The following is a 23,015-nucleotide window of genomic DNA, read 5'->3' as shown; positions in this document are numbered from 1 at the left end:
GTCCCGATGACTGTATCGACTTCCGCCGCTGAACCGACATTCCTGCTTGGCAAGTTGTCGTGGAATGCGCTGCCGCACGATCCGATCGTGCTGACCACCATGATCGTGGTGATGATCGGCGGCGCGGGCCTGCTCGGCCTGATCACCCGCTACAGATTGTGGGGCTATCTCTGGAAGGAATGGTTCACCACTGTCGATCATAAAAAGATCGGGATCATGTACATGATCCTGGGGCTGGTCATGTTCCTGCGCGGTTTTGCCGATGCGATCATGATGCGCCTGCAGCAGGCGATGGCCTTCGGCGGGTCCGAAGGGTATCTCGACGCGCATCATTACGACCAGATTTTCACCGCGCACGGCGTCATCATGATCTTCTTCGTGGCGATGCCGTTCATCACCGGTCTGATGAACTATGTCGTCCCGCTTCAGATCGGCGCGCGCGACGTCAGCTTTCCGTTTCTCAACAATTTCAGCTTCTGGATGACCGCTGCGGGTGCTGGCCTGACGATGGCATCGCTGTTCGTGGGCGAATTCGCGGCGACCGGCTGGCTCGCCTATCCGCCGCTTTCCGGCATTTCGTACAGCCCCAGCGTCGGCGTGGACTATTATATCTGGGCGCTCCAGATCGCGGGCGTCGGCACGACGCTATCCGGTATCAACTTGATCGTGACGATCCTCAAGATGCGCGCGCCCGGCATGGGCCTGATGAAGATGCCCGTCTTCACCTGGACATCGCTCTGCGCCAACATCCTGATCGTCGCCAGCTTCCCCGTTCTCACCGCGGTTCTCGCCCTGCTGGGCCTCGATCGCTATGCCGGCACCAACTTCTTCACCAACGACTTTGGCGGGTCGTCGATGATGTACGTCAACCTCATCTGGATCTGGGGCCACCCGGAGGTGTACATCCTCATCCTGCCGCTGTTCGGCGTGTTCAGCGAGGTGGTCTCGACCTTCTCGGGGAAAAAGCTCTTCGGCTATACCTCGATGGTCTATGCCACGGTCGTCATCACGATCCTCAGCTATGTCGTGTGGCTGCACCACTTCTTCACCATGGGATCGGGCGCCAGCGTCAACAGCTTCTTCGGCATCACTACCATGGTGATCTCGATCCCGACGGGCGCCAAGCTCTTCAACTGGCTCTTCACCATGTATCGCGGGCGGATCCGGTTCGAACTGCCGATGATGTGGACCGTCGCCTTCATGCTGACCTTCACCGTCGGCGGCATGACCGGCGTGCTCCTCGCAGTGCCGCCTGCCGACTTCGTGCTCCACAATTCGCTGTTCCTGATCGCGCATTTCCATAATGTGATCATCGGCGGCGTGCTGTTCGGCATCTTTGCGGCGATCAATTACTGGTGGCCAAAGGCGTTCGGCTTCCGGCTGAACGAGTTCTGGGGCAAGGTCAGCTTCTGGTGCTGGGTGCCCGGTTTCTGGGTCGCCTTTGCCCCGCTTTACGTCCTCGGCCTGATGGGCGTCACTCGCCGGATGCGCGTGTTCGACGATCCGTCCTACCAGATCTGGTTCGTGATCGCCGGAATCGGCGCTGCGATGATCGCGGCGGGGATCGGGGCCATGCTCATCCAGTTCGCGGTCAGCATCTGGAAGCGCGACGAGCTGCACGAGGAAACCGGCGATCCCTGGAATGCCCGCACCCTTGAGTGGTCGACCAGCTCGCCCCCGCCCGCCTACAACTTCGCCTTCACGCCGCGCATCCACAAACTGGACGCATGGTACGACATGAAGGCAGCGGGCGTCGAACGGCCAGTCGACGGCTACAAGGACATCCATATGCCCGCCAACACCGGTGCAGGAGTCATCATCGCCGGGATCAGCGCGGTGTGCGGCTTTGCCCTGGTCTGGCACATCTGGTGGCTTGCCGCCGCCAGCTTCGTCGGCATTGTCGGTGCGGCGATCGTGCATACCTTCAATTACAAGCGGGACTATCACATCCCCGCCAGCGAGGTTGCGGCGACAGAGGGTGATCGCACCCGCCAGCTCGCCGCCCTGGGAGCCTGAAGCGCATGAGCACCACCACGATTGCGGCGGGCGGCGAACGCGTCGAATATTTCGAGCTCGACGAGCATCCTCATCCCGAGGGGCACAGCACCATGCTGGGCTTCTGGATCTATCTGATGAGCGACTGCCTCATCTTCGCGATCCTGTTCGCCTGTTACGCGGTGCTGGGCGGCAATTTCGCCGCAGGTCCCGGTCCCCGCGACCTGTTCGATCTGCCGCTGGTCGCGCTCAACACAGCGATGCTGCTGTTCTCGTCGATCACCTATGGCATGGCGATGATCCAGATGCAGGCGGGCCGGGTGCGCGGCACGCAGCTCTGGCTGGCCATCACCGGCCTGTTCGGCGCGGCGTTCCTCGCCATCGAACTCTATGAATTCGCGCACCTGATCCACATCGGCGCCACGCCCCAGCGAAGCGCCTTCCTCTCCGCCTTCTTCACGCTGGTCGGAACGCATGGCCTGCACGTCACTTTCGGCCTGATCTGGCTTGTCACCCTGATCGTCCAGCTTGGCCTGCACGGCCTCAACCCCGCCAATCAGCGGCGGGTGGCCTGCCTCAGCCTCTTCTGGCACTTTCTGGATGTCATCTGGATCGGCGTCTTCACCTTTGTCTATCTGATGGGAATGTTGCGATGAGCGCTGATCCGGTTGCCATCCACGGCGATGATGCCAACGAACATCACGGCATCGAAATTCCGCACGCGACGATGCGGGATTATGCGAGAGGCTTCGTCCTCTCCGTGATCCTGACGGCCATTCCCTTTGCGCTCGTCATGACCGGCGCGCTCTCGGCCACGCTGACGGCGGTCGCGATCATGCTGTGCGCGGTGGCTCAGATCATCGTACACATGATCTACTTCCTGCACATGACGCCAAAGGCGGAGGGCGGGTGGAGCCTGACCTCGCTCGTCTTCACGATCATCGTCGTCTTCATCATGCTCGCCGGGTCGCTCTGGGTAATGAGCCATCTGAACAGCAACATGATGCCCATGCCGGGCGGCATGGAAATGACGCCCGACACGACCAACCCGGCCCCATGACCGCCCGGCCCGCCACCGCCCGCTATGGGCTGGCGGGCCTGCTCGTTCTCCTTGCGCTTGCCGGGATCGCGCTCGGCATCTGGCAGGTGCAGCGAATGCAGTGGAAGGCGGCACTGATCGCATCCGTCGATGCCCGCATCACCGCGCCGCCCGTCCCCGCTCCCGGCCCAGACGTGCGGCTGACGGCAGGCAACGATGCCTATAGACGCGTCACCGTCACCGGTCGCTTCCGCCACGACCGCGAAACGCTGGTCCAGGCGGTGACCGATCTCGGCGCCGGCTATTGGGTGATGACCCCGCTGGAGACGCCGCGTTTCACCGTCCTCGTCAATCGCGGTTTCGTGCCCCCCGACCGGCGCGATCCGGCCAGTCGTGGGGATGCGAATCCCGGCGGACAAACGACCGTCACGGGCCTGCTCAGGCTCACCGAACCGGCGGGCGGCTTCCTGCGCACCAACGACCCCCGGCAGAACCGCTGGTATTCGCGCGATGTTGCGGCCATTGCTGCGGCGCGCGGCATCCGCAACGCCGCGCCCTATTTCATCGATGCGGATGCCACCCCAATTCCGGGTGGCTATCCGGTGGGGGGGCTGACGGTCGTGCGCTTTTCCGACAATCATCTGGTCTATGCCCTCACCTGGTTCGCGCTGGCCATCGGTTGCGGGTGGGGCGCGTGGCTGGTGATCCGCCGGGGATGAGCGTGCTTGCCCACACCCCGGACACCGATGCCGGCCTGCGCAACATGGCGCTGCTGGTTCAGCTGCGCTGGCTGGCCGTCGGGGGCCAGCTTGCCACCATCGTCGTCGTGCATTGGGGCATGGCCGTTCCGTTGCCCCTGCCGCCGCTGCTGGCAGCCCTTGGCTGGCTGGTCGCGATCAACCTGGTCACCATGGCTGTGCTGCGGGGCCGCCGGTCGGTATCGCAGCCCGAGCTGTTCGGCGTGCTGCTGTTCGATGTCGCGGCGCTTACCTGGCAACTGCAATTCACCGGCGGCCTCGCCAATCCGTTCGCCTCGCTGTTCCTGCTGCAGGTGGTGATCGGCGCCATGATCCTGCGCCCCGCCGCATCCTGGGCGCTGGTCGCCGCGACCCTGATCGCGCTTGGGATACTCACCATCGATGCGGTGCCGCTCGCCCTGCCCGCCCCCTATGCCAGCGACCCGCTGACCCTGTACCTGACCGGCAGCTTCGTCTGTTTCGTGCTGATCGCCGTGCTGCTGACCGCCTTCGTCACCCGCATCGCCCGCAACCTGCGTCAGCGGGACGCAGCGCTTGCCGCCATCCGTCAGCGCGCGGCGGAGGAGGATCATATCGTGCGCCTCGGCCTGCTCGCGTCCGGCGCGGCGCATGAACTGGGCACGCCACTCGCCACGCTGTCGGTACTGCTGGGCGATCTGAAGGCGATGCCCCGCCTGGCCGAGGAACATGAGATCCGCGACGACCTGGATGACATGGAATCCGCCGTTCATCGCTGCAAGGCGATCGTCAGCGGCATCCTGATGTCGGCGGGCGAGGCGCGGGGCGAGGCGACGGAGCGCACCACCGTCCATGCCTTTCTCGCCGGCATCATCACCGATTGGCAAGGTACGCGCGGCCTGAAACAGCTGGACTATGACAACCGTTTCGGGGCGGACATGCCCATCCTGTCCGATCCGGCGCTGCGCCAGGTGATCGGCACCGTCATCGACAATGCGGCAGAGGTGTCGCCGGACTGGGTCAGCGTTCGCGCCACGCGCGATGGCGACATCCTGGTGCTCACCGTCAACGATCGCGGCCCCGGCTTTCCCGCCGACATGATCGACGGTTTCGGCCGCCCCTATCATTCGACCAAGGAACGGCCAGGCGCGGGCCTTGGCCTGTTCCTGCTGGTCAATGTCGTGCGCAAGCTGGGCGGCGAGGCGATGGGCGAAAATCCCCCCGGCGGCGGCGCTCGGGTAACGATCCGCCTGCCGCTGGCCGCACTTGCCCTGCCCGACCGGAACCAGCCGGCATGACCGATGCGCCCACCCTGTTGATCGTCGAGGACGACGCCGTCTTTGCCCGGACGCTCCGCCGGTCGTTCGAACGGCGGGGCTACCGCGTGCTGTCGGCCGACGGACATGATGCGCTCGCTGCCCTGCTGGGTGCGGGCGAACGGCCGAGCCATGCGGTCGTCGACCTGAAGCTGGCGGGCGGCGCGTCCGGCCTAGCCTGTGTACAGACGCTCCGGTCCGCCCTTCCCGATGCCCGCATCGTCGTCCTGACCGGTTTTGCCAGCATCGCCACCGCAGTCGAGGCGATCAAGCTGGGGGCCGATCACTATCTGGCGAAGCCGTCCAACACCGACGATATCGAGGCCGCGTTCGCGCGCACCTCCGGCGATGCGGACGCACCCGTCGATGGTCGCCAATCCTCGATCAAGACCGTGGAATGGGAACATATCCACCAGACGCTGGTCGAAACCGACTTCAATATCTCGGAAGCGGCCCGTCGTCTGGGCATGCACCGGCGGACGCTGGCGCGGAAACTGGAAAAACGGCAACTGCGCTGACTTGCATTTGTCTGACTATTACGCTCTTGTCCCCCCACCGTTCGCCCTGAGCCTGTCGAAGGGCTGCCTTTCTTCCCTTCCAAACGGACGACAAAAGGCAGTGCTTCGACAAGCTCAGTACGAGCGGGAGGACCGGTGGGCATGGACCACGAAGGAGAGCATGGATGCGGATGGTACTGGCCCTTGCGGCGGCACTGATGGCAAGCGCGGCTTCGGCCCAGACAACCGTGACGACGAACGGCAATCCGCTGTTCAAGGATCGCTTCACCGCCGACCCCGCGCCGCTGGTCGTCGGTGACACGCTCTACCTCTATACCGGTCACGATCAGGCGCGCGATGGCGAGATGTTCCGGATGGAGGAATGGATCGCCTATTCGACCAAGGATCTGAAGACCTGGACCTATCACGGGCCGATCATGCGGGCGACCGACTTCAAATGGGCCAAGGGCGATGCCTGGGCCTCGCAGGTGCATCAGAAGAACGGCAAGTTCTGGTTCTATACCGCCGTCGAACATGACGGCACTCATCCCGGCAAATCGATCGGCGTCGCCGTGTCGGACAGCCCGACCGGCCCGTTCGTCGACGCAAAGGGCTCGGCGCTGGTCCATAACGACATGACGCCCGATGGCCCGCATCACTGGGACGATATCGACCCGACCGTCTGGACCGAACCGGACGGCACCAGCTACCTGATCTGGGGCAACGGCAATTGCTACATGGCCAAGCTCAAGCCCAACATGATCGAGCTGGACGGGCCGATCGTCGACATCACGCCCAGGCATTTCGAGGAGGGGCCGTGGGTGCACAAGCGCGGCGACCTCTATTACCTCACCTATGCCTCGATGGACCGCGCCAGCCACCGCGACGAGCGCATTTCCTATGCCACCGCGCCCAGCATTACCGGCCCCTGGACCTATCGCGGCGAGCTGACCGACGTGGCGAAGAACAGCTTCACCATCCATCCGGGCGTCGCCGAATTCCGTGGCGACTGGCTGTTCTTCTATCACGACGCCAGCCTGACCGTGAACGGCGTGCCGGGCAGCATGGGCAGGCGTGCGGTGCGGGCCGAAAAGCTGCATCACAAGCCCGACGGCACGCTCGCCTTTGTCGAACAGACGCCGCAGGGCATCTGGAAATGATGCTGCGCGCCGCGCTCGCCGCCGCGTTGCTTTCCGGCGTGGCGGTGGCGCAGCATACGCCCGTCCCCATCACCGGCTGGACGGCGGACAATGGCAACGGCACCTTCACCAACCCGCTGTTCAACGACGAGTTTTCCGATCCCGACATCATCCGCGTCGGCGACGTTTATTACATGACCGGCACGACCATGCATGTCATGCCCGGCCTGCCCCTGCTCCATTCGCGCGACCTGGTGAACTGGCGGCTCGCCTCCTATGCCTTTGATCGGCTCGATCTGGGGTCGGGCTGGCGGTTGGCCGAGGGTCAGGAAATCTACGGCCAGGGCATCTGGGCACCGTCGCTGCGCTATCACGACGGCACCTTCCACATCTTCGCCAATGTTAATCGCAAGGGGCTTCAGCATTTCAGCGCGAAGAACCCCGCCGGACCGTGGACCCATAATTCGATCCCCGGCGATGCCCATGACATCTCCGTCCTGTTCGACGATGACGGGCGCGTGTGGGCGGTCACCGGCTATGATGCGGTCCGCCTGCTGGAATTGAAACCCGATCTGTCCGGCTTTGTCCCCGGCAGCGAAAGGACGATCATTCCCGCCGGTAATGCGATGGGTGAGGGGCATCATTTCTACAAGATCGACGGCAAATACTGGATCATCAGCGCCAATTATTCGCCCACCGGCCGGATGCAGGCCGCTCGGGCCGACCGGATCGACGGGCCGTACGAAACCACCGTCATCAGCGCCGCCGAAACGATGGGCAGGCCACGCGGCTGGTGGCTTGCGGACAATGGCCTTGGCAAGCCGCTGCCCGGCCCCGGCGCCAGGTTCGACTTCACCCGGCCGGACAGCGCCAATGCCCATGGTGCCACGCCGCTGCATCAGGGCGGGCTGGTTCAGCTTCCCAATGGCGACTGGTGGGGTTTTTCCATGATGGATGTGGGCGCGATGGGGCGCACGACGTTCCTCTCGCCCGTTCACTGGCAGGGCGGCTGGCCGATGTTCGGTCTGCCCGGCAATCCGGGGCGCAGCCCGGTAACCTGGATCAAGCCGGCCACCGGCACAGATACGCTTCCCCGCCCGGCTTGGCAGCGCAGCGACGACTTCAGCGGCCCCGCGCTGCAACCGGTCTGGCAATGGAACCATCACCCGGACGACCGCCGCTGGTCGCTCCGGACGCGACCCGGCCATCTGCGGCTCACCCCGCTTCCCGCCGCCCATTTCATGCTGGCCCGCAACAGCCTGACCCAGCGCGCCGTAGCACCCGCCTCCACCGCCACCGCGCTGCTCGACGCAAGCGGCCTTGCCCCCGGTGACATTGCCGGGTTGGGCTTGCTCAACCTGCCCCACGCAACGCTGGGCGTGACGCGGGACGGGGGGCGTTACACGCTGCGCCTTTATGATCAGGGGACGAACGGCACGGTGGAAGCGCCCCTGTCCGGCCCCCGCGTCCATCTGCGCATGGCGTTCGACGCGGATCAGGAAACCGCCCGGTTCAGCTACAGCACCGACGGCACCGCCTTCACGCCGATCGGCGATGCCATCCGCACGCCCTATCAGCTCAAGACGTTTCAGGGCGTCCGCTTCGCCCTGTTCGCCTATAACACCCTTGGCCGCACCGGTGGGCGCGCCGATTTCGACGCCTTTACCGTTGCCGAGCCTCTCGCCGACCGCAGCGCCAACCTGCCGCTCGGCCGCACCATCACCATCCGCAACCTGGCCGACAACAGCGTGGCATGGGCCAACCCGCATGGAATGCTGCACCATGTTGCAGGTGAATCGGACGCAGCAAAGGGCGATCAGGTCCGCTTCCGCGTCCTCGACCGGGGCCAAGGCCGCGTCGCGCTCCAGTCGGTATCCACCGGCCGCTTCCTGACCGTGACCGGCGCGGGCCTTGCCGCCGATGTGCGGCTGACTGAGGCCGAAAGTTCCACCGGCCTGTTCCAGTGGCAGGACATGCTGCGGGGTCAGTTCATGCTCTTGTCGCTCGCCACCAACCGCTATGTCGGCCTGTCGCCCGGCACCGGCAACCCCTATGCCGCCGACCTGCCCGGCGCATCGCCGGATCGCCGCAATGGCGCGGTGATGCACTGGCAAGCCGCCGACTAACGCTGACTCTCAAAAACAACCGCTCGTGCTGAGCCTGTCGAAGCACTGCCTTTCTTAAGGCACCCCTGCGGCAAGCTCAGCACAAACGGTCTGGCGCTCAATCACTCGGACTAGCGCGCCCCACGGGAACTGGTCGCCGCCTTCACCGCCGCGCTCGGCCAGGTGACCGGCTGCTGCGTCTGCGGGTTGAACACGCCGCCCGGATATTGCGCCGCCTTGGCCGCGGCAATCTCCTGCGCGGTCAGCGCTTCGCTGGGCTCCAGCGCCAGCACGTCCAGCCCGCGCGTGATCTCCGTCCCGTACACATGACCGTTATACCAATATGCCGACCAGAATCCGCCCAGCACCAGCTGCTGCTTGTCGATCGCGCCCCGGTCGAAATAGGCGATTTCTCTGGGCGCGCTGCTGTCGGTGAAATCGATCACCGAAATGCCGCCCTGATACCATGCTTGGACAAAGAGATCGCGGCCCGGCACCGGCACGATCGACCCGTTGTGCGCGACGCAATTCTCCTTCTCGCCCTGCGGGGCCGGGATCTTGAACGTGCCGCGCCGCACCAGCTTGTTGTCGACGATGTCGTAGATGGCGTCCGCGCCGTAGTTGACCGGGTCATAGGTCCGGCACCGCGGCCGCGCGCCGCCGCCCCATTCGTCGGTGAAGATCACCTTGGTCCCGTCATTGTTGAACGTCGCCGAATGCCAGTAGGCGAAACCGGGATCGGTCACCGCGTCGATCCGCTTCGGCTTCATGGGATCGGAGATGTCGAGCAGGATGCCGTTCCCCGAGCACGCACCCGCCGCGATCTTCTTCGACGGAAACACGGTGATGTCGTGGCACTGGTCCGTCCGGCTGGTGTCCTGCGTCCCGTCGCCGTGATCGCCGCCGCGCCACAGGCCGGCGATCTGCCCCGTGCCCTCATCGGCAAAGACGCGCGGCCGGTCCACGATCCGCGCTGCGCCCGGATTGGCGACCGGGATCTCCACCACGTCGATGCTGAACAGCGCCGTCCGGCTGTCCCCCGGCACGTCGCCGATGCAGCCCGCCAGCTCCCGCTCGTCGCGCACCGATGCCGTGCCGCTGTTATAGACCACGATCCGCTTGTCGTCCGCCGACACGATCGAATGGGTGTGGCTGCCGCGACAGGTCTGCACCTGGCCCACCTGCACCGGCTGGGCGGGGTTGGCGATGTCGAAGATGCGCAGCCCCCGGAACCGTTCTGCGCTCACCTCGCCCTGCACGCCCTGCAGCCCGCAATCGACCCGCCCGCGCGTCTGTTCCACCGACATCACCAGCAGCGTGCCGACGATGGAGATATCCCCCTGCCCGCCCGGGCACACCACCGAACTGACCAGCGACGGCATCCCCCCATCCGCCAGGCGATAGACGTTGAACCCATGATAATTGCCCGTCACCATCAGGTCGCCGGAAAAGGCGATGTCGGTGTTCCAAAAGCTCAGCAGCGAGGAGCGCGACCCGAACTGCGTCCCCTCCTGCCCCTCGCCGCCCTCGCCCGGCTTGGCATCCTTTGCCGGCACCGGCGGGGCCAGCGCGCCCGGATTGCCCGGATCGAAGAACCCCGCCGGCTTGGGCAGCGACGCCACCAGCCGCATGTTCTTCGCCGCCACCCCCGCATCGGTCAGCCCGGCGGCCAGCGTCGCGCGCGGATCGTCCGACAGCTTGGCCAGCATCGCGCCCATCCGGTTGATCTCGCTCTGCTGCTCGCCCCGCACATCGTTGACGAACTCATAGAGCGCGGGGTCATAGGCCGTGCCCGGCTGGTTCAGCAGCTCGCGGACCATCGCCGTCGCCCCCTCGTGATGCGCGATCATCAGCGTCAGGAACTGGCGGTCGAACTCGGTCCCCTTTGCCGCGGCCAGCGCGCGCAGCTGCTCCGGCGTCGCCATGCCCTTCATGACGCCATGCCCTGCATGGCCGGCCATCGCATGGCCCGCATGGCCCCCATGATCCATGCCGCCCGCCGCCGCCGCATCCACGCCCCGCGCCTTCAGCCAGTCGCGCATGAACACGATCTCGTCCGCCTGCGATGCCCGGATGCGCTCCGCCGCCTTCACCACATCGGGGTTGTTGGTCCGCCCCTGGACCAAGGCGGCCATCTCGCCCGCCTGGGCATGGTGCGGGATCATCGCGGACATGAACGCGATATCGGCCGGTGAGTCCGTAGTGGCAGCGATCCGGGTCGCCTCGCTGGCGGTCAGCGCGCGCGGCGCCTGGCCCGGCGCGCCCGGCTGAACGATCCGCGCGTCCTGCGCCATCGCCGCGCCGCCCATCGCGGCCAGCGCCAGGGGGGTCAGGCTGCCGGTCCGCAACAACATGGCGATGGTCTTCATGGAATACTCCTGCACGGGATGGGGATGATGCGCCCCAGCCTAACCGCAATGCCGCCCGTGAAAAGGGGGCATTTGAGCCAGGTCATCCCCGGCCCCCGCCGCCCCCGTCGCCATGATTGTCTGACCGTGCGCGAGAGGAATGGACCCGCCGCCCGCCGACGGTGCGATAGGGCCGGTCGCTCTGCCGCCATTCCTCGGCTTCGGCCGCCGCCATCCGCTCGGCCAGATGGTCCATCCGCCATCCGCCGAACAGCGCGGCCTCGCCCCACCGCCCCTCCGGCCCGCCTTTGCCAGAGGCGGCCCGGCTCCACCCCGTAACCTGGTCCAGCGCGGGCAGCGTGACCGGCGGCTCGTGCGGGGCCAGTCCCCCGCGCGACCGCGCCTGCGCCAGCGCATCCGCCGCCGCCTCGCGCGCCCGCGCCGCCTCGATCGCCCGCATCATCGCCATCCGCGCGCGGCTCCGCTCCGCCGTCTCCCCCCGCCGCCAGCTCAGGTCGGGCCGCGCGTCCATGAACCGCGCCGCCTTCTGGTGCAGGTACATCAGCTGCAAGGCCTGGGTTACCGTCATCGTCGGCACCGGCGGCGGTTCGTTGTGCCGCCACCCGTCATGGGCATAAGCGGCGGGATCGCAATTGCTGAGCAGCTCCATCTCCAGCCGCTCATAGCCCTGCGCCAGCGCCAGCGCATATTCGCGCTGAAAGGCCGGATCGCGCCGCCGCCTGCGATAGAATGCCGCCGGGCTGGCCCCCGCCGCCTTGGCCGACAGCGTGACATTGGCCGTGGCGGACAGGGCCAGCAGGAACGCCTGCTCCGCCTGCGCCGTCAGCTTGTTCGGATGCGCGCCCCGCACCTGCAACCGGCCATTCTGGCTCATCACCACGATCGGCTCGCCGCCCCGCGTCCGCCGTTCGGCCATGCGCGCGGCACAGTCCTCGCCCTTGCCCGCCGGCCCCACCGGCCTTTGCCGCCCGCCCTGTGCGTGAAAGCGCGCATCCGCCGCCGCCACCGCCGCATCCCAGCCCCTCGCAAAGTCCGGATGCGCGCCCCGCCGGTGCATCATCGTGGAAAAAGCCCGCCCGATCCCCCGCGCCGCCGCCCGCGCATTCCCGCCCTCGGCCAGCAGCCTCAGGAAAGCGCGGTTCTCATGCACTTGCTCTCGGGTCAGCGGCTTTGCCATGTTCCCGGTTTGATCCGGCATATCCTACATTGCAAGGGGTAGCCCACCTTCCCCTCTCCCCTTGTGGGAGAGGGTTGCGCAGACTTGGCGGCTACGCCGCCTAGTCGAAGCTGGGTGAGTGTGGTGAGAGGCAGCGCTCGACGCAAAGCCCTCGTGAACGAGGCCACAATCAAATTGCGTTAGTCAATGCTCAACTGAGCAAGCCAAAATAGTTACTGCCGTGTCAGACGCGATGGTGCTGCGATTACAGAGTCCATGCCGTCCTCGAATGCACGCTTCGCTCGGCTCAGACTGCCAGGGTAGCGATCAGCAAGGAAACCTTGCGTCAACGATAGCCGATGTGCAGCCGACAATTTTTCCGAAAGCACGACGTCGAGGGTTGCTTCAGATCCGGCTGCCAATAGCCCCTCAAATTCGGAGATCGAACAAACACAGTAAGGATGGCGCTTGAGCAAGACCCTGTCCAATCTGCGCTTCTCAAACTCCGTGTCCACCAATTCATCGAGATGCTTGTAGAAAAACGGACCGAAGCAAAACCACTCGTGGAACGTGACGACGACCGGATGAACGGGGCGACCATCAGGCTTCCAGTGAGGATATCCTCCCGCTAGCGCGTCGCTAAGCGTGGCGTAAAGCTGCCCAACATTTTCAGCGAGGCGGCCGATCGCGGCAACGAACGGCGGCTCGGGCGATATTTCGGTCTGCGACGCGTTGTCGAGACGACCCAGCTTGCACTCGACGAACAGCGAGGCGCTGTTGTCGCTGACGATCCAGTCTATGCTTCGACGTTCCGGCTTCCCCCACCGCGCCTCTTCGCGCAGGTCAAATACATCACCTCCGATCCGTTCCACCACCTTGCCCACGTAATGCTCAAAGGCTTTGCCGATGACATTACCAAAACTGCTGTGCGCGTTGATAAAGTCAAAATAGAGTCCATCGGTCAACCGCTGGAGGAGGATCGTTGGAACAGGGCACATCAGGGCGCCCGGATTGCCGGCATGTACCAACGGGAATGCCCGAAGGGGATTGAAACTGTAGGCCCAATTCACGTCGTAACTTTGACGTTCAACTGTCGCCGTTCGTAGATCGTTGGCTGAGCGAGAAATGCGGTCCAAAAGCGCCCAAACGGGCGCGTGTATCGATTTGTCGGCAGCGGGGAGGAACTCGAAAGCGAGTGTCGGACGCCAAAGCATCTCATCGGCAAGCAGAAGGATCAGCTGGAAAAGTTCACCAGTCGACATCCCAAACTCTGCCTCTACCAGCGGCGCAACCAACGGGTGATCGTAGAGCATGTGATAGCGTGCGAGCACGCCGTTGGTCAGCGGGGTCTGCCAAGGAAATTGCTGGAAGGCTACCCGTGATAGATGGAGGATTATATCGTCGGATCGGGAGCCGTGCAGTCCCCAAAACTTATCATCGAGTCGATGGATCATGCCCATTGCCTTGAACGCCGCATCTGCGTTGCTCAGGGGCTTTCCGCCGCGCTGTTGCCCATTGAGAATCATTTCGCGCGCGAGTAATTCCACAAGGTGGCCGTGGAGGCCTGCTTTCACATTCGATTGCCCTAGTTTGAGCGCATTGTTCTTCAACTGCTCGGGTAATCGCTGGTTGAAACATAGGTGCTGTGTGTAGAAATAGGTCGCGCCAAGACCGCTCCACAGATTGAAGCCGCGTAAAAAATTTCGGAGGGGCTTGTAAAGGGCGTACATAGACAAGCTGCACCACGAGCTGGCTTTGTCTGCTCTAAGCCTAGTGCAACATCCTCCGTATGTGATGTGATATATGGTTAGCCTATGCTATTCAGCTGCGGTCCGTAATGCTTTTGCGCTCATTTGCAAAACGAAGGCGATCGGTTGGTTGTATTCAAACTTCGCGCAGTTCTCCCTAAACGAATACACTTTTGTCAGCAAATCTGTGCCTTTCAACCACCACCCCCCAAACCGTCTTCAATCCGTCGCACAGCCGGGCTACCGCTCCCCGCAGCTAACCCCCGCTTCCCGGAGCCTGTGCCATGTCCGACCGTATCCGCAGCCATCGTCTCGATCTGTCCCGCCGCCATCTGCTGCGCGGATTCGGCGGGGCGGCGATTGCTGCCGGGTTCATGCCCGCCGCCCGCCCTGCCCTGGCGCAGGCGGTGTTCGCCACCAATCCGTTTCAGCTTGGCATTGCCTCGGGCGATCCGGCGGCGGACGGCTTCGTCATCTGGACCCGGCTTGCGCCCGAACCGCTTGAGATCGGCCATGGGATGCCCGGTGCGCCGGTCGAGGTGACGTGGGAGGTGGCGGAGGATCGCGGCTTCGCCACCGTCGCGCAAAAGGGCACGGCAATTGCCCGCCCCGAACTCGGCCATGCCGTCCATGTCGAACTGACGGGGCTAAAGGCCGACCGCCCATACTGGTATCGCTTCATGGCCGGGCGCGAACGCAGCGGCACCGGCATGGCGCGCACCACTCCGGCGGCGGGCGCGCCGCTTGCCCGCGCGCGCTTCGCCGTGGTCGGGTGCCAGAGCTATGAGGCCGGCTATTTCACCGCGCATCGCCGCATGGCGGAGGCCAATCCCGATTTCGTCTTCTGCTATGGCGACTATATCTATGAAGGACGCGGCAATCGGCTCCGCAGCGGCCCGGGCGGCGTCTATGAAAGCGTCCGCCAGCATTTCGGCCAGGAAATCTATACGCTGGAGGATTATCGCCGCCGCTACGCCCAGTACAAGATGGACCCGGACCTGCAAACGGCGCACGCCGCCGCGCCCTGGTTCGTGACGTGGGACGATCACGAAATCGACAATAACTGGGTCGATATGCTGGATCAGGACGGCACCGATCCCCGCCTTTTCGCGCTCCGCAGGCAAGCGGCAATGCAGGCCTATTACGAACATATGCCGCTGCGCGCCTCGTCCCTGCCCGTCGGCGCGCAGATGCAGCTGTATCGCCGCGCGCAATATGGCGACCTGCTCGATTTCAACCTGCTAGACACCCGCCAGTTCCGCACCGACCAACCGTGCAACGATCGCTGGAATCAGGTCTGCACTGAAGTGTCGGGCCGGGATGCGGAGGTGCTGGGTCGGCGCCAGCAGGACTGGCTGATGGCCAATATGCGCGGGTCGGATGCCCGGTGGCAGGTGCTGGCGCAGCAGGTGATGGTGATGGACCTGGATCGCAATCCGGGTGCCGACACCACCTATAATCTCGACACCTGGGCCGGATACCGCGTGCCCCGCGAGCGGCTCTTGTCGGGGATCAAGGGGCTGGGTCGCAAGAATACCGTGATCCTGACCGGCGACGAGCATCAGAATTATGCCGGAGAGGTGCAGTTGGACGGCAAGCGGCCGGATCGGGACGCGGTGGCGGTGGAATTCGTCGCCACCTCGATCACCTCGGGCGGCGACGGACAGGATCAGCGGCCGGAGACCAGCGCGATCCAGGCCGCCGACCCGCAGCTCAAATTCCACAACGATCAGCGCGGCTTCGTGCTGTGCGACGTCACGCGAGACAGCTGGACCAGCGATTACATGGTCCTCGACCGCGTCAGCGAACGCGGCGCCCCCGCCCGCTCCCGCGCCAAGGTGACGGTCGCGCGCGGAGAGACGAAGCTCAACATCGCCTGACCCGGTTGCACCTTTCCCCCCTTTCCGCTAAGGGCACCCGCTTCCAACACTGATGGTGGCGGAAATCCGTGCGGGAGGCTCCGGGCGACCGGGGCCGCAACCACCGCTAAACTTGAACCGGATTGCGGCTCTTTGGGGCTGTGGTCCTGCAACAGAGTGAGAAACCATGGCCAAGAAGATTACTGGCTATATCAAGCTGCAGGTGGCGGCCGGTGCCGCCAACCCCTCGCCGCCGATCGGCCCTGCGCTGGGTCAGCGCGGCGTGAACATCATGGAATTCTGCAAGGCGTTCAACGCGGCGACCGGCGACCTGGAAAAGGGCATGCCGATCCCCACGATCATCACCGTCTATGCCGACCGTTCGTTCAGCTTCGAGACCAAGACGCCGCCCGCCACCTTCCTCATCAAGAAGGCGATGAACCTCAAGTCGGGCTCCAAGGAGCCGGGCAAGGTGCGTGCGGGCACGATCAAGCGCAGCCAGCTGAGCGAGATCGCGCAGACCAAGATGAAGGACCTGAACGCCAACGATATCGACGCGGCGACCCGCATCATCGAAGGCAGTGCCCGCGCAATGGGCGTCGAAGTGGTGGAGGGCTGATCCCATGGCAAAGCTTAGCAAGAAGCAGAAGGCTCTGGCCGTGGACGCGGAAAAGCTGCACGGCGTCGACGAGGCGATCGCGCTGGTAAAGAGCAACGCGACCGCGAAGTTCGACGAAACCATCGAAGTCGCCATCAACCTCGGCGTCGACCCCCGCCACGCCGACCAAATGGTCCGCGGCGTGGTAAACCTCCCCAAAGGCACAGGCAAAACTGTCCGCGTTGGTGTATTCGCGCGCGGTGCCAAAGCAGAGGAAGCCAAGGCTGCTGGCGCTGATGTTGTCGGCGCGGAAGATTTAATGGAGCTGGTCCAGGGCGGCACGATCGAATTCGATCGCTGTATTGCAACCCCCGACATGATGGGCATCGTTGGTCGTCTGGGCAAGGTGCTGGGTCCCAAGGGTCTGATGCCGAACCCCAAGCTGGGCACGGTCACCATGGACGTGACCAAGGCTGTCACTGATGCCAAGTCGGGCCAAGTGGAATACCGCGTCGAAAAGGCCGGGATCATCCATTCCGGCATTGGCAAGGCGAGCTTCCCTGCCGAGGATCTGCGCGCCAATTTTGACGCATTGGTCGATGCGCTGGTCAAGGCCAAGCCTTCGGGCGCGAAGGGCAAATATGTCCGCAAGATCGCCCTGTCGTCCTCGATGGGCCCGGGCGTGAAGGTGGATGTGGCGGAAGTCGCCAGCGCCTGATCGTCGAACATCACGATGAAGCAGGGGGTCGGAACGCTGTTCCGGCCCCTTTTGCTTGGCTCCCGACAATGATGGTCGACTATTGGCGATATAGCTCAGCGCTATTTGCCCATCGGCGTGCGGGTGGTAGTACCACCGCATAAATGTCGATGGAGAGCCGGACGATGCGCCACACCCTTGCCATGCTCGTCGGTTTGTCGGCGCTAGCCCTGCCATCCGTCGTCCATGCCCAATCGGGCATTCCGGATACGGTGCCACGGCCTGACGACATCGTGGTCGAGGGAACGACCGGCCGCCAGGTCCGCCGCGCAGACGTGGAAATGAGCGACTGGCGGGTCGCGCGAACCCGCCATTTCGTCATCTTTTCCCGGGTCGAGGAGACCAAGCTGGCCAGCCTGGCGGAAAATCTCGAACGTCTGCATTTCCTCCTGTCCCTGACCTTCAACCGCTTCGATCCGGAAGAAGAGCCCGTCCCCCTGGCAATCACGCTGTTCGGCGACGAGGCGGATTTCAACAATCTGGATCTGGTCAGCCATCGCTGGCAGCAGGGACCCTATGCCCGGGCCGTGCCCTCGTCGCTTTACTACGACCCCAGGGATGACGGAGCGGTGCTGGCGACGACCGGGACCAATCAGGTGATGCTGGTTCGCCAGGGGGTGCAATTGCAATCGCTGGGCGGGCTGACAGCGTCCGAACCGACAGCGCCGGGCCAACAGGCACAGGTGGGGAACAGCTTTGCCGATCAGGGCGGCGCCGTCGCCCAGGCCAGCGTAGGCGAGATTTCCAGCCAGATGACGGTCGAGGGGCGGGTTTACGCCGCTTATGCCCGGCATTTCCTGATGACCTATTTCCCGGTCGCCTATCCGCGCTGGTATCTGGACGGCTTTGGGGAGATTTTCGCGGATTTCCACGTCGATGCCACCGGCGCGCTGGTCTATGGTCAGCGTCCGCCCAATTACCGGGAAACGCTGGAAGCACTTGGGCCGTATTCGCTGACCAAGGTGCTGGACGGCAGCTATCTGACCGATCGCAAAACTCGCTGGTCGCCCTATCGTGCCTGGTCGCTGACGCACATGCTGTTCTTCAACGAACAGTGGAAGGCGCCGCTCCTGAACTATCTGGCGGCCTATCAGCGCGGCCAGAGCCATTCGGAAGCTGCGCGGGCGCTTGGCGACGAGGCTGCCCTGCGCAAGGCACTGGCCGACTATAACGGGTCCAAGGTGCCGTACGAAAAAGTCACGGTTCCGGTGGGTCAGTTCCAACCGGCAAAGACGTGGCGGCTGACCCGGGACGAATCCGCATCGATCCTTGGCCGGCTGAAGCTCGGCGCCCATGTCACGCTGCCGCCCGCCCCGACACCGGGCATGGATCCCGAAACGGCCAAGGACATGACCCAGCAACGCGAACGGGCCATCGATCGCCGGGATGCGTGGTTGCGCGATGCCCGATCGAACGCAGACCGTTACCCGAAACAGCTTGTAGCACAGTTGCTGCTGGCCGAGGGTGAATGCCGCTCCGATCCCTCTGGCGCAGGGTGCACCACCGCAGCCGACCGGGCGCTCGCCTTGGCACCGGGAAATGCGCAGACGCTCGGATGGAAGGGCGTTGCGCTGACTGGCCAGGCAGCCGTCGCTCCGGCCGATCAGCGGGCGGCGCTGGCCGATCAGGCACGACGCACCATCGTCCGCGCGAACAAGGCGGAGACGGAGGAAACCCTTCCCCTGCTCGGCTATTACCGGTCCTATGCCGCGCTGGATCAGGCGGTTCCCGAAATCGCGGTCCTGGGTCTCGTGAAAGCCAATGCGCGTGTTCCGCAGTCGCCGGAGGTCAAGCTGATGCTCGGCGAGGCATTGGCCGAACGCGGTCAGGCCGATGCCGCGCGTCTGATGCTCCAACCGGTCGCCAACGGAGCCTATGTAACGCCCGAGCAGCCACAGGCGAAAGCGATCCTGAACCGGATCGGGGGTTCCGACGGCGCGCGCTAGAGCGAAGGCGGTCCAGAAAACTTTGCCCCGCAACCGTTCCGCATGAACCCGCCTCTTGCCGGGGCGTTAATTGGCGATACAGGCGTGGTCCCTCTTTAGCCGACGGATCAGGCCGGTTATGGTCATCTGCATGGAGGGTCGGGGAATCGTGAAGCTTTCGGTTGCGTATCCATCTGGTGCCGCTGCACTTTCGGCATTGGCGCTGGCGTCGGGTGCTGCCGTCGCGCAGCAGCAAATAAGCCCGACTGCTCAGGCGCGACCCGCCCAGGCTGCACCGATGGTCCAGCCACTGCCCGGCACCATCACCGAACCGTTGCCAGTATTGTCCGACAGTCAGCGCGCCCAGCTGACCGCGCTGCTGAAAACCGCGTCGCAGGTTCAAGGATTGCGACGGATCGACAGCGAAATGCCATTGCCCACCGACAATGACGGGCTGGTCCGCGCTGCATTGGATTATGCGCGTTCGGTCCATAACGGACGCCTGGCTGAGGAAGATTTCGCCGATGACTGGGGAATGCGCCCGCCGTCGTTCGATCCCTATCCCGCGTTCAAGCAGGCTCTGTCCGATAACCGGCTGGACCGGTGGATCGCATCCCTGCCCCCGCCCTGGACCGGCTATGAAGCGCTGCGTGAGGGACTGGAGAAATATCGCCAGATCGAAGCCATGGGGGGCTGGGCCGCCCTTCCCGCCGGGCCTGACCTGAAAGTCGGTGCCAGCGGTGCGCGGGTGATTGCTCTGCGCAAGCGACTGGCGGCCGAGGACATGCTGGTTCGCCTGGAAGGCAGCGCGTTCGACGATGATCTGGATGCGGCAGTGAAGCGGGCGCAGAAGCGCTATGGCCTGAACCCCAGCGGCATCGTGTCGACACAGACCCTAGCTGCGTTGAATGTGCCGGTGCGCGACCGGATTCGCCAAATCATGGCCAATATGGAGCGGTGGCGCTGGCTGCCGGCGCAACTGCCGCCAAAGCGGATCCAAGTGAACATTGCCGATGCCAAGCTGACCGTGTTCGACGGCGACAGGCCGGTTGCGTCGATGAAGGTCGTAACCGGGGCACCGAGCACCGCGACGCCGATGCTGTCGTCCACGATCCATTCCATCGTGCTCAATCCGCCCTGGAACGTGCCCAGCAGCATCGCCAATGGGGAGTTGTGGCCGAAGGAACGGGCCAATCCCGGCTATCTGCGTCGCAATGGCTTTCGCGTGATCGAAACAGAAGGCGGCGGAAAGCGGTTGCAACAGGCGGCCGGGCCGCAAAGCGCGCTGGGCCGGTTCAAGTTCGATTTCGACAATCGCTATGCCGTCTATCTGCACGACACCCCCGCTCAGGCCGGGTTCACCCGATTTGACCGGCTGGCAAGCCATGGCTGCGTCCGGCTGGCCAAGCCACGCGAACTGGCTGAACTATTGCTGGCAATGAGCCCCGAATGGACGCCGGAAAAGATCGACGAGACGCTGGCGGGCGGCAAGACGGTTCGCGCCGCCCTGCCCGAGCCGGTCGCCGTCTATCTGCTGTACTGGACAGCGATTGCGTCCAGCGACGGCACCGTCAGCTTCCGGGGCGATCCCTATGGCTGGGACCGGCAACTGGCGGAAAAGATCGAATCCCGCGCCGAAAAGGCTCAGCTGGCTGCACGATGAGGAAATGGAACATGGCAAAGGGTTTGATCGGGCTTCGACCGGCCATGGCGGCGCCGCTGCTGCTGGTTGCTGCGTGTTCGGGCGGCGGAGACGAACCGATGGCGTCGGAAACCGAGAATAGCGCCGATATGGGCCTGATCGATCAACCACCCCCGGCCCCGATCGAGGGCGAAATGCCCGTGGTGCCGGAGTCGACCCCGACGCCGCCGCCAGCGCGTGCGCCCGATGCCGAGTTCACCGATGAGGAGCAGGTGCTGGAGGACGCCGAATCCACCGGGATGACCAGCCGGATCGACCGCAGCGCCGTCACGCCCGCCCCCGTTCCGGCACCGGGGGAAGGGATTGATCCCAAGCCCATGGACCCGACCCCGATCGACCCTACGCCGCCTTCAACTGACCCAGCGCCGCAGGAGTGATGCAAAGGCCCATCGCTTGCCGACATGGTGCGCGGTGGACCTTGAGGTCAGATCAATAGGCTGGATCGGCCACCTGCTCCGCAACAGCTTCGGCCCCTGCCTCCATTGACGAATGGGCGACATCGGATGCCGGCCCATGTTCCTGGGCCGCATAATGGCGCCGCATCCAGTTGTTCGTAACGGTCACCTTGTCGCCGATCCGCATCTTGGCGAACAAGGTCCGTGCAAAGGCGTCGGGAACGCCGATACAGCCATGCGTGGCATAGCGCGGGTCGACATCGCTGCTGTGGATCGCGACCCAGCTGCGCGTCAGTTGCAGCGACCACGGCATCGGCGCGTCATATTTCATCGAATGCTTGTCGGCCACCTTCGCCAGAATGGGAAAGCTGCCATAGGGGGTCGGCTTTTCGTCCGATCCGTAAACCAGGGTTGACCGCCCGATCTCCGCTCCACCCTGGTAAACATACAGCATCTGGCTGGCGATATCGACCACGATCCAGCGTTCGCCGGCGGGATCTGCGCCCTCTTCGTCCCATGCGAACTCCCCCGGGTTCAGCGGCGCGTCGAGTTCCATCACCAGCGATACGCGCCGTTCCAGCGGCGATGCGGGATTGGCCAGCACCGGCGCCGTAAGCAGTGCCACGCTAAGCAATAACAATGCCCACCGAATCAAGGTGATCCGCGGCAAATGGTTAATCCGGGCGAGCAGCATCTGTGTCATGCCAATGCTTATCCCCGCTTTGCGATCCGCAGAAAAGCCCCGTTTTTTCGATGTTCCCCGCTGGGACAAACCCGCTGGCGTTAACGATTTGCAGGATCGAGAAGCCGACCTGCTGTCATTCCATGCCGTTCCGCGAAGCGAACGCTTGACTTTTGGTCGTTGCAAATGCAGACGCCCGACCGTCAGTCGGCTCAGTGTCGGCAGGCATCCGTCCGAGACAGCGGGTGGTGGGAATATGCCCACCTTAATCCCCCGCCTAGACGGGGACAGAATTGATGCGCGACCGGTGCTATGGCGCTGGCGCGGACAGCAGCCATCGGAAACCTCCGGCTGCGGACCCTGCCCCCTTGGACGAATACCGCCTGGTCTGCTCACGCAGGCCTGGTTTCACCCGCGTCATGGCTTTGGCGATGACGCTTGTTTGAGGAGAATGGCATGGATCGTTCGCAGAAAGCCGATGCCGTTGCCGAGCTGAACCGCACCTTTTCGGAGGTCGGCGTTGTGGTGGTCACCCGCAATCTGGGCATGACCGTCGCGCAGTCGACGACCCTTCGCAACAAGATGCGCGACGCCGGCGCGAGCTACAAGGTTTCGAAGAACACCCTCGCCAAAATCGCGCTCGAGGGCACGGATTATGCGGGTCTTGCCGACCTGCTGGTCGGGCCGACGGCGCTTGCCACGTCCACCGATCCGGTGGCCGCCGCCAAGGTGGTGATTGATTTCGCCAAGACGAACGACAAGCTCGAAATCGTCGGCGGAGCAATGGGCAAGCAGCTGCTCGACGCGAACGGTGTAAAGGCGCTCGCGTCTCTGCCGTCGCTTGATGAACTGCGTGGCAAGCTGGTTGGTCTGCTGGTGGCACCCGCCACCAAGCTGGCAACCGTCACGCAGGCTCCGGCGGCCCAGATCGCGCGGGTCCTGGCAGCCTATAGCGAGAAGGAAGCCGCGTAACCTTTGCGCGGTGACACCGATTTACCCCTGAATTGAACCGATTGA

The 23,015-nt window shown here is 64.3% G+C and carries 19 protein-coding genes; 15 read left to right on the top strand and 4 right to left on the bottom strand.

The window, feature by feature from the left end; genetic code table 11:
• The first annotated feature begins 6 nt into the window (after positions 1–6).
• The 8 genes from cyoB to ACPVPU_RS09600 all read left to right on the top strand — a co-directional run bounded on the left by cyoB (position 7) and on the right by ACPVPU_RS09600 (position 8,828).
• Positions 7–2,016 (top strand): cytochrome o ubiquinol oxidase subunit I, encoded by a 2,010-nt coding sequence (gene cyoB / locus ACPVPU_RS09635; RefSeq protein WP_448657725.1) that lies wholly within the window; start codon positions 7–9, stop codon positions 2,014–2,016.
• A 5-nt stretch (positions 2,017–2,021) separates the two neighbouring features.
• Positions 2,022–2,651, top strand: coding sequence for a cytochrome o ubiquinol oxidase subunit III (cyoC, locus tag ACPVPU_RS09630; RefSeq protein ID WP_448657724.1), 630 nt, complete (start codon positions 2,022–2,024; stop codon positions 2,649–2,651).
• Positions 2,648–3,055 (top strand): cytochrome o ubiquinol oxidase subunit IV, encoded by a 408-nt coding sequence (gene cyoD, locus ACPVPU_RS09625; protein ID WP_448657723.1) that lies wholly within the window; start codon positions 2,648–2,650, stop codon positions 3,053–3,055. The genes cyoC and cyoD overlap by 4 nt, the downstream gene beginning before the upstream one ends.
• Complete coding sequence (locus tag ACPVPU_RS09620) at positions 3,052–3,753, top strand: SURF1 family protein (RefSeq protein WP_448657722.1); 702 nt, start codon at positions 3,052–3,054, stop codon at positions 3,751–3,753. The genes cyoD and ACPVPU_RS09620 overlap by 4 nt, the downstream gene beginning before the upstream one ends.
• Entirely contained in the window at positions 3,750–5,048 is a 1,299-nt protein-coding gene (locus ACPVPU_RS09615; protein WP_448657721.1) for an ATP-binding protein, read from the top strand. The genes ACPVPU_RS09620 and ACPVPU_RS09615 overlap by 4 nt, the downstream gene beginning before the upstream one ends.
• The gene (locus ACPVPU_RS09610; RefSeq protein WP_448657720.1) at positions 5,045–5,584 is read left to right on the top strand and encodes a response regulator transcription factor; all 540 of its coding nucleotides are present in this window, start codon (positions 5,045–5,047) and stop codon (positions 5,582–5,584) included. Before ACPVPU_RS09615 ends, ACPVPU_RS09610 begins: the two co-directional genes overlap by 4 nt.
• A 164-nt stretch (positions 5,585–5,748) precedes the next feature.
• Positions 5,749–6,723 carry a glycoside hydrolase family 43 protein gene (locus ACPVPU_RS09605; RefSeq protein ID WP_448657719.1) on the top strand — a complete coding sequence of 325 codons (975 nt, stop codon included), beginning with the start codon at positions 5,749–5,751 and terminating at the stop codon, positions 6,721–6,723.
• Positions 6,720–8,828 carry a family 43 glycosylhydrolase gene (locus ACPVPU_RS09600; RefSeq protein ID WP_448657718.1) on the top strand — a complete coding sequence of 703 codons (2,109 nt, stop codon included), beginning with the start codon at positions 6,720–6,722 and terminating at the stop codon, positions 8,826–8,828. The genes ACPVPU_RS09605 and ACPVPU_RS09600 overlap by 4 nt, the downstream gene beginning before the upstream one ends.
• Positions 8,829–8,938: 110 nt before the next feature.
• Here the strand turns inward: ACPVPU_RS09600 and ACPVPU_RS09595 are convergent, their stop codons facing one another.
• From ACPVPU_RS09595 to ACPVPU_RS09585, 3 genes are all read right to left on the bottom strand, one after another.
• Entirely contained in the window at positions 8,939–11,176 is a 2,238-nt protein-coding gene (locus tag ACPVPU_RS09595) for a DUF305 domain-containing protein (protein ID WP_448657717.1), read from the bottom strand.
• Positions 11,177–11,258: 82 nt separating this feature from the next.
• Positions 11,259–12,353, bottom strand: a complete 1,095-nt coding sequence (locus ACPVPU_RS09590; protein WP_448657716.1) for a hypothetical protein — start codon at positions 12,351–12,353, stop codon at positions 11,259–11,261.
• A 212-nt stretch (positions 12,354–12,565) separates the two neighbouring features.
• Positions 12,566–14,062, bottom strand: coding sequence for a hypothetical protein (locus ACPVPU_RS09585; RefSeq protein ID WP_448657715.1), 1,497 nt, complete (start codon positions 14,060–14,062; stop codon positions 12,566–12,568).
• A 302-nt stretch (positions 14,063–14,364) separates the two neighbouring features.
• Here ACPVPU_RS09585 and ACPVPU_RS09580 point away from each other — a divergent pair, with 302 nt between their 5' ends.
• The 6 genes from ACPVPU_RS09580 (at position 14,365) to ACPVPU_RS09555 (ending at position 21,298) form a co-directional block, all read left to right on the top strand.
• A complete protein-coding gene (locus ACPVPU_RS09580; RefSeq protein ID WP_448657714.1) occupies positions 14,365–15,960 on the top strand; it encodes an alkaline phosphatase D family protein in 1,596 nt (531 codons plus the stop codon).
• Between the two features lie 166 nt (positions 15,961–16,126).
• Positions 16,127–16,558, top strand: a complete 432-nt coding sequence (gene rplK / locus ACPVPU_RS09575; protein WP_448657713.1) for a 50S ribosomal protein L11 — start codon at positions 16,127–16,129, stop codon at positions 16,556–16,558.
• A 4-nt stretch (positions 16,559–16,562) separates the two neighbouring features.
• The gene (rplA, locus tag ACPVPU_RS09570) at positions 16,563–17,255 is read left to right on the top strand and encodes a 50S ribosomal protein L1 (protein WP_448657712.1); all 693 of its coding nucleotides are present in this window, start codon (positions 16,563–16,565) and stop codon (positions 17,253–17,255) included.
• A 164-nt stretch (positions 17,256–17,419) separates the two neighbouring features.
• Complete coding sequence (locus ACPVPU_RS09565) at positions 17,420–19,240, top strand: hypothetical protein (protein WP_448657711.1); 1,821 nt, start codon at positions 17,420–17,422, stop codon at positions 19,238–19,240.
• A gap of 277 nt (positions 19,241–19,517) precedes the next feature.
• Entirely contained in the window at positions 19,518–20,882 is a 1,365-nt protein-coding gene (locus ACPVPU_RS09560) for a L,D-transpeptidase family protein (RefSeq protein ID WP_448657710.1), read from the top strand.
• A gap of 11 nt (positions 20,883–20,893) precedes the next feature.
• Positions 20,894–21,298, top strand: coding sequence for a hypothetical protein (locus tag ACPVPU_RS09555; protein ID WP_448657709.1), 405 nt, complete (start codon positions 20,894–20,896; stop codon positions 21,296–21,298).
• Positions 21,299–21,350: 52 nt separating this feature from the next.
• On the opposite strand, the gene ACPVPU_RS09550 is transcribed toward ACPVPU_RS09555, so the two are convergent.
• Entirely contained in the window at positions 21,351–21,941 is a 591-nt protein-coding gene (locus ACPVPU_RS09550; protein ID WP_448657708.1) for a L,D-transpeptidase family protein, read from the bottom strand.
• Between the two features lie 513 nt (positions 21,942–22,454).
• On the opposite strand from ACPVPU_RS09550, the gene rplJ reads away from it, so the two are divergent.
• On the top strand, positions 22,455–22,970 hold the full coding sequence (rplJ, locus tag ACPVPU_RS09545; RefSeq protein WP_448657707.1) for a 50S ribosomal protein L10: 516 nt from the start codon (positions 22,455–22,457) through the stop codon (positions 22,968–22,970).
• The last annotated feature ends 45 nt before the right edge of the window (positions 22,971–23,015 follow it).

The organism is Sphingomonas paludis (assembly GCF_053502515.1).
Note: the sequence above shows the minus strand (reverse complement) of the source record. Positions and strands in the feature narration are given on the sequence as shown.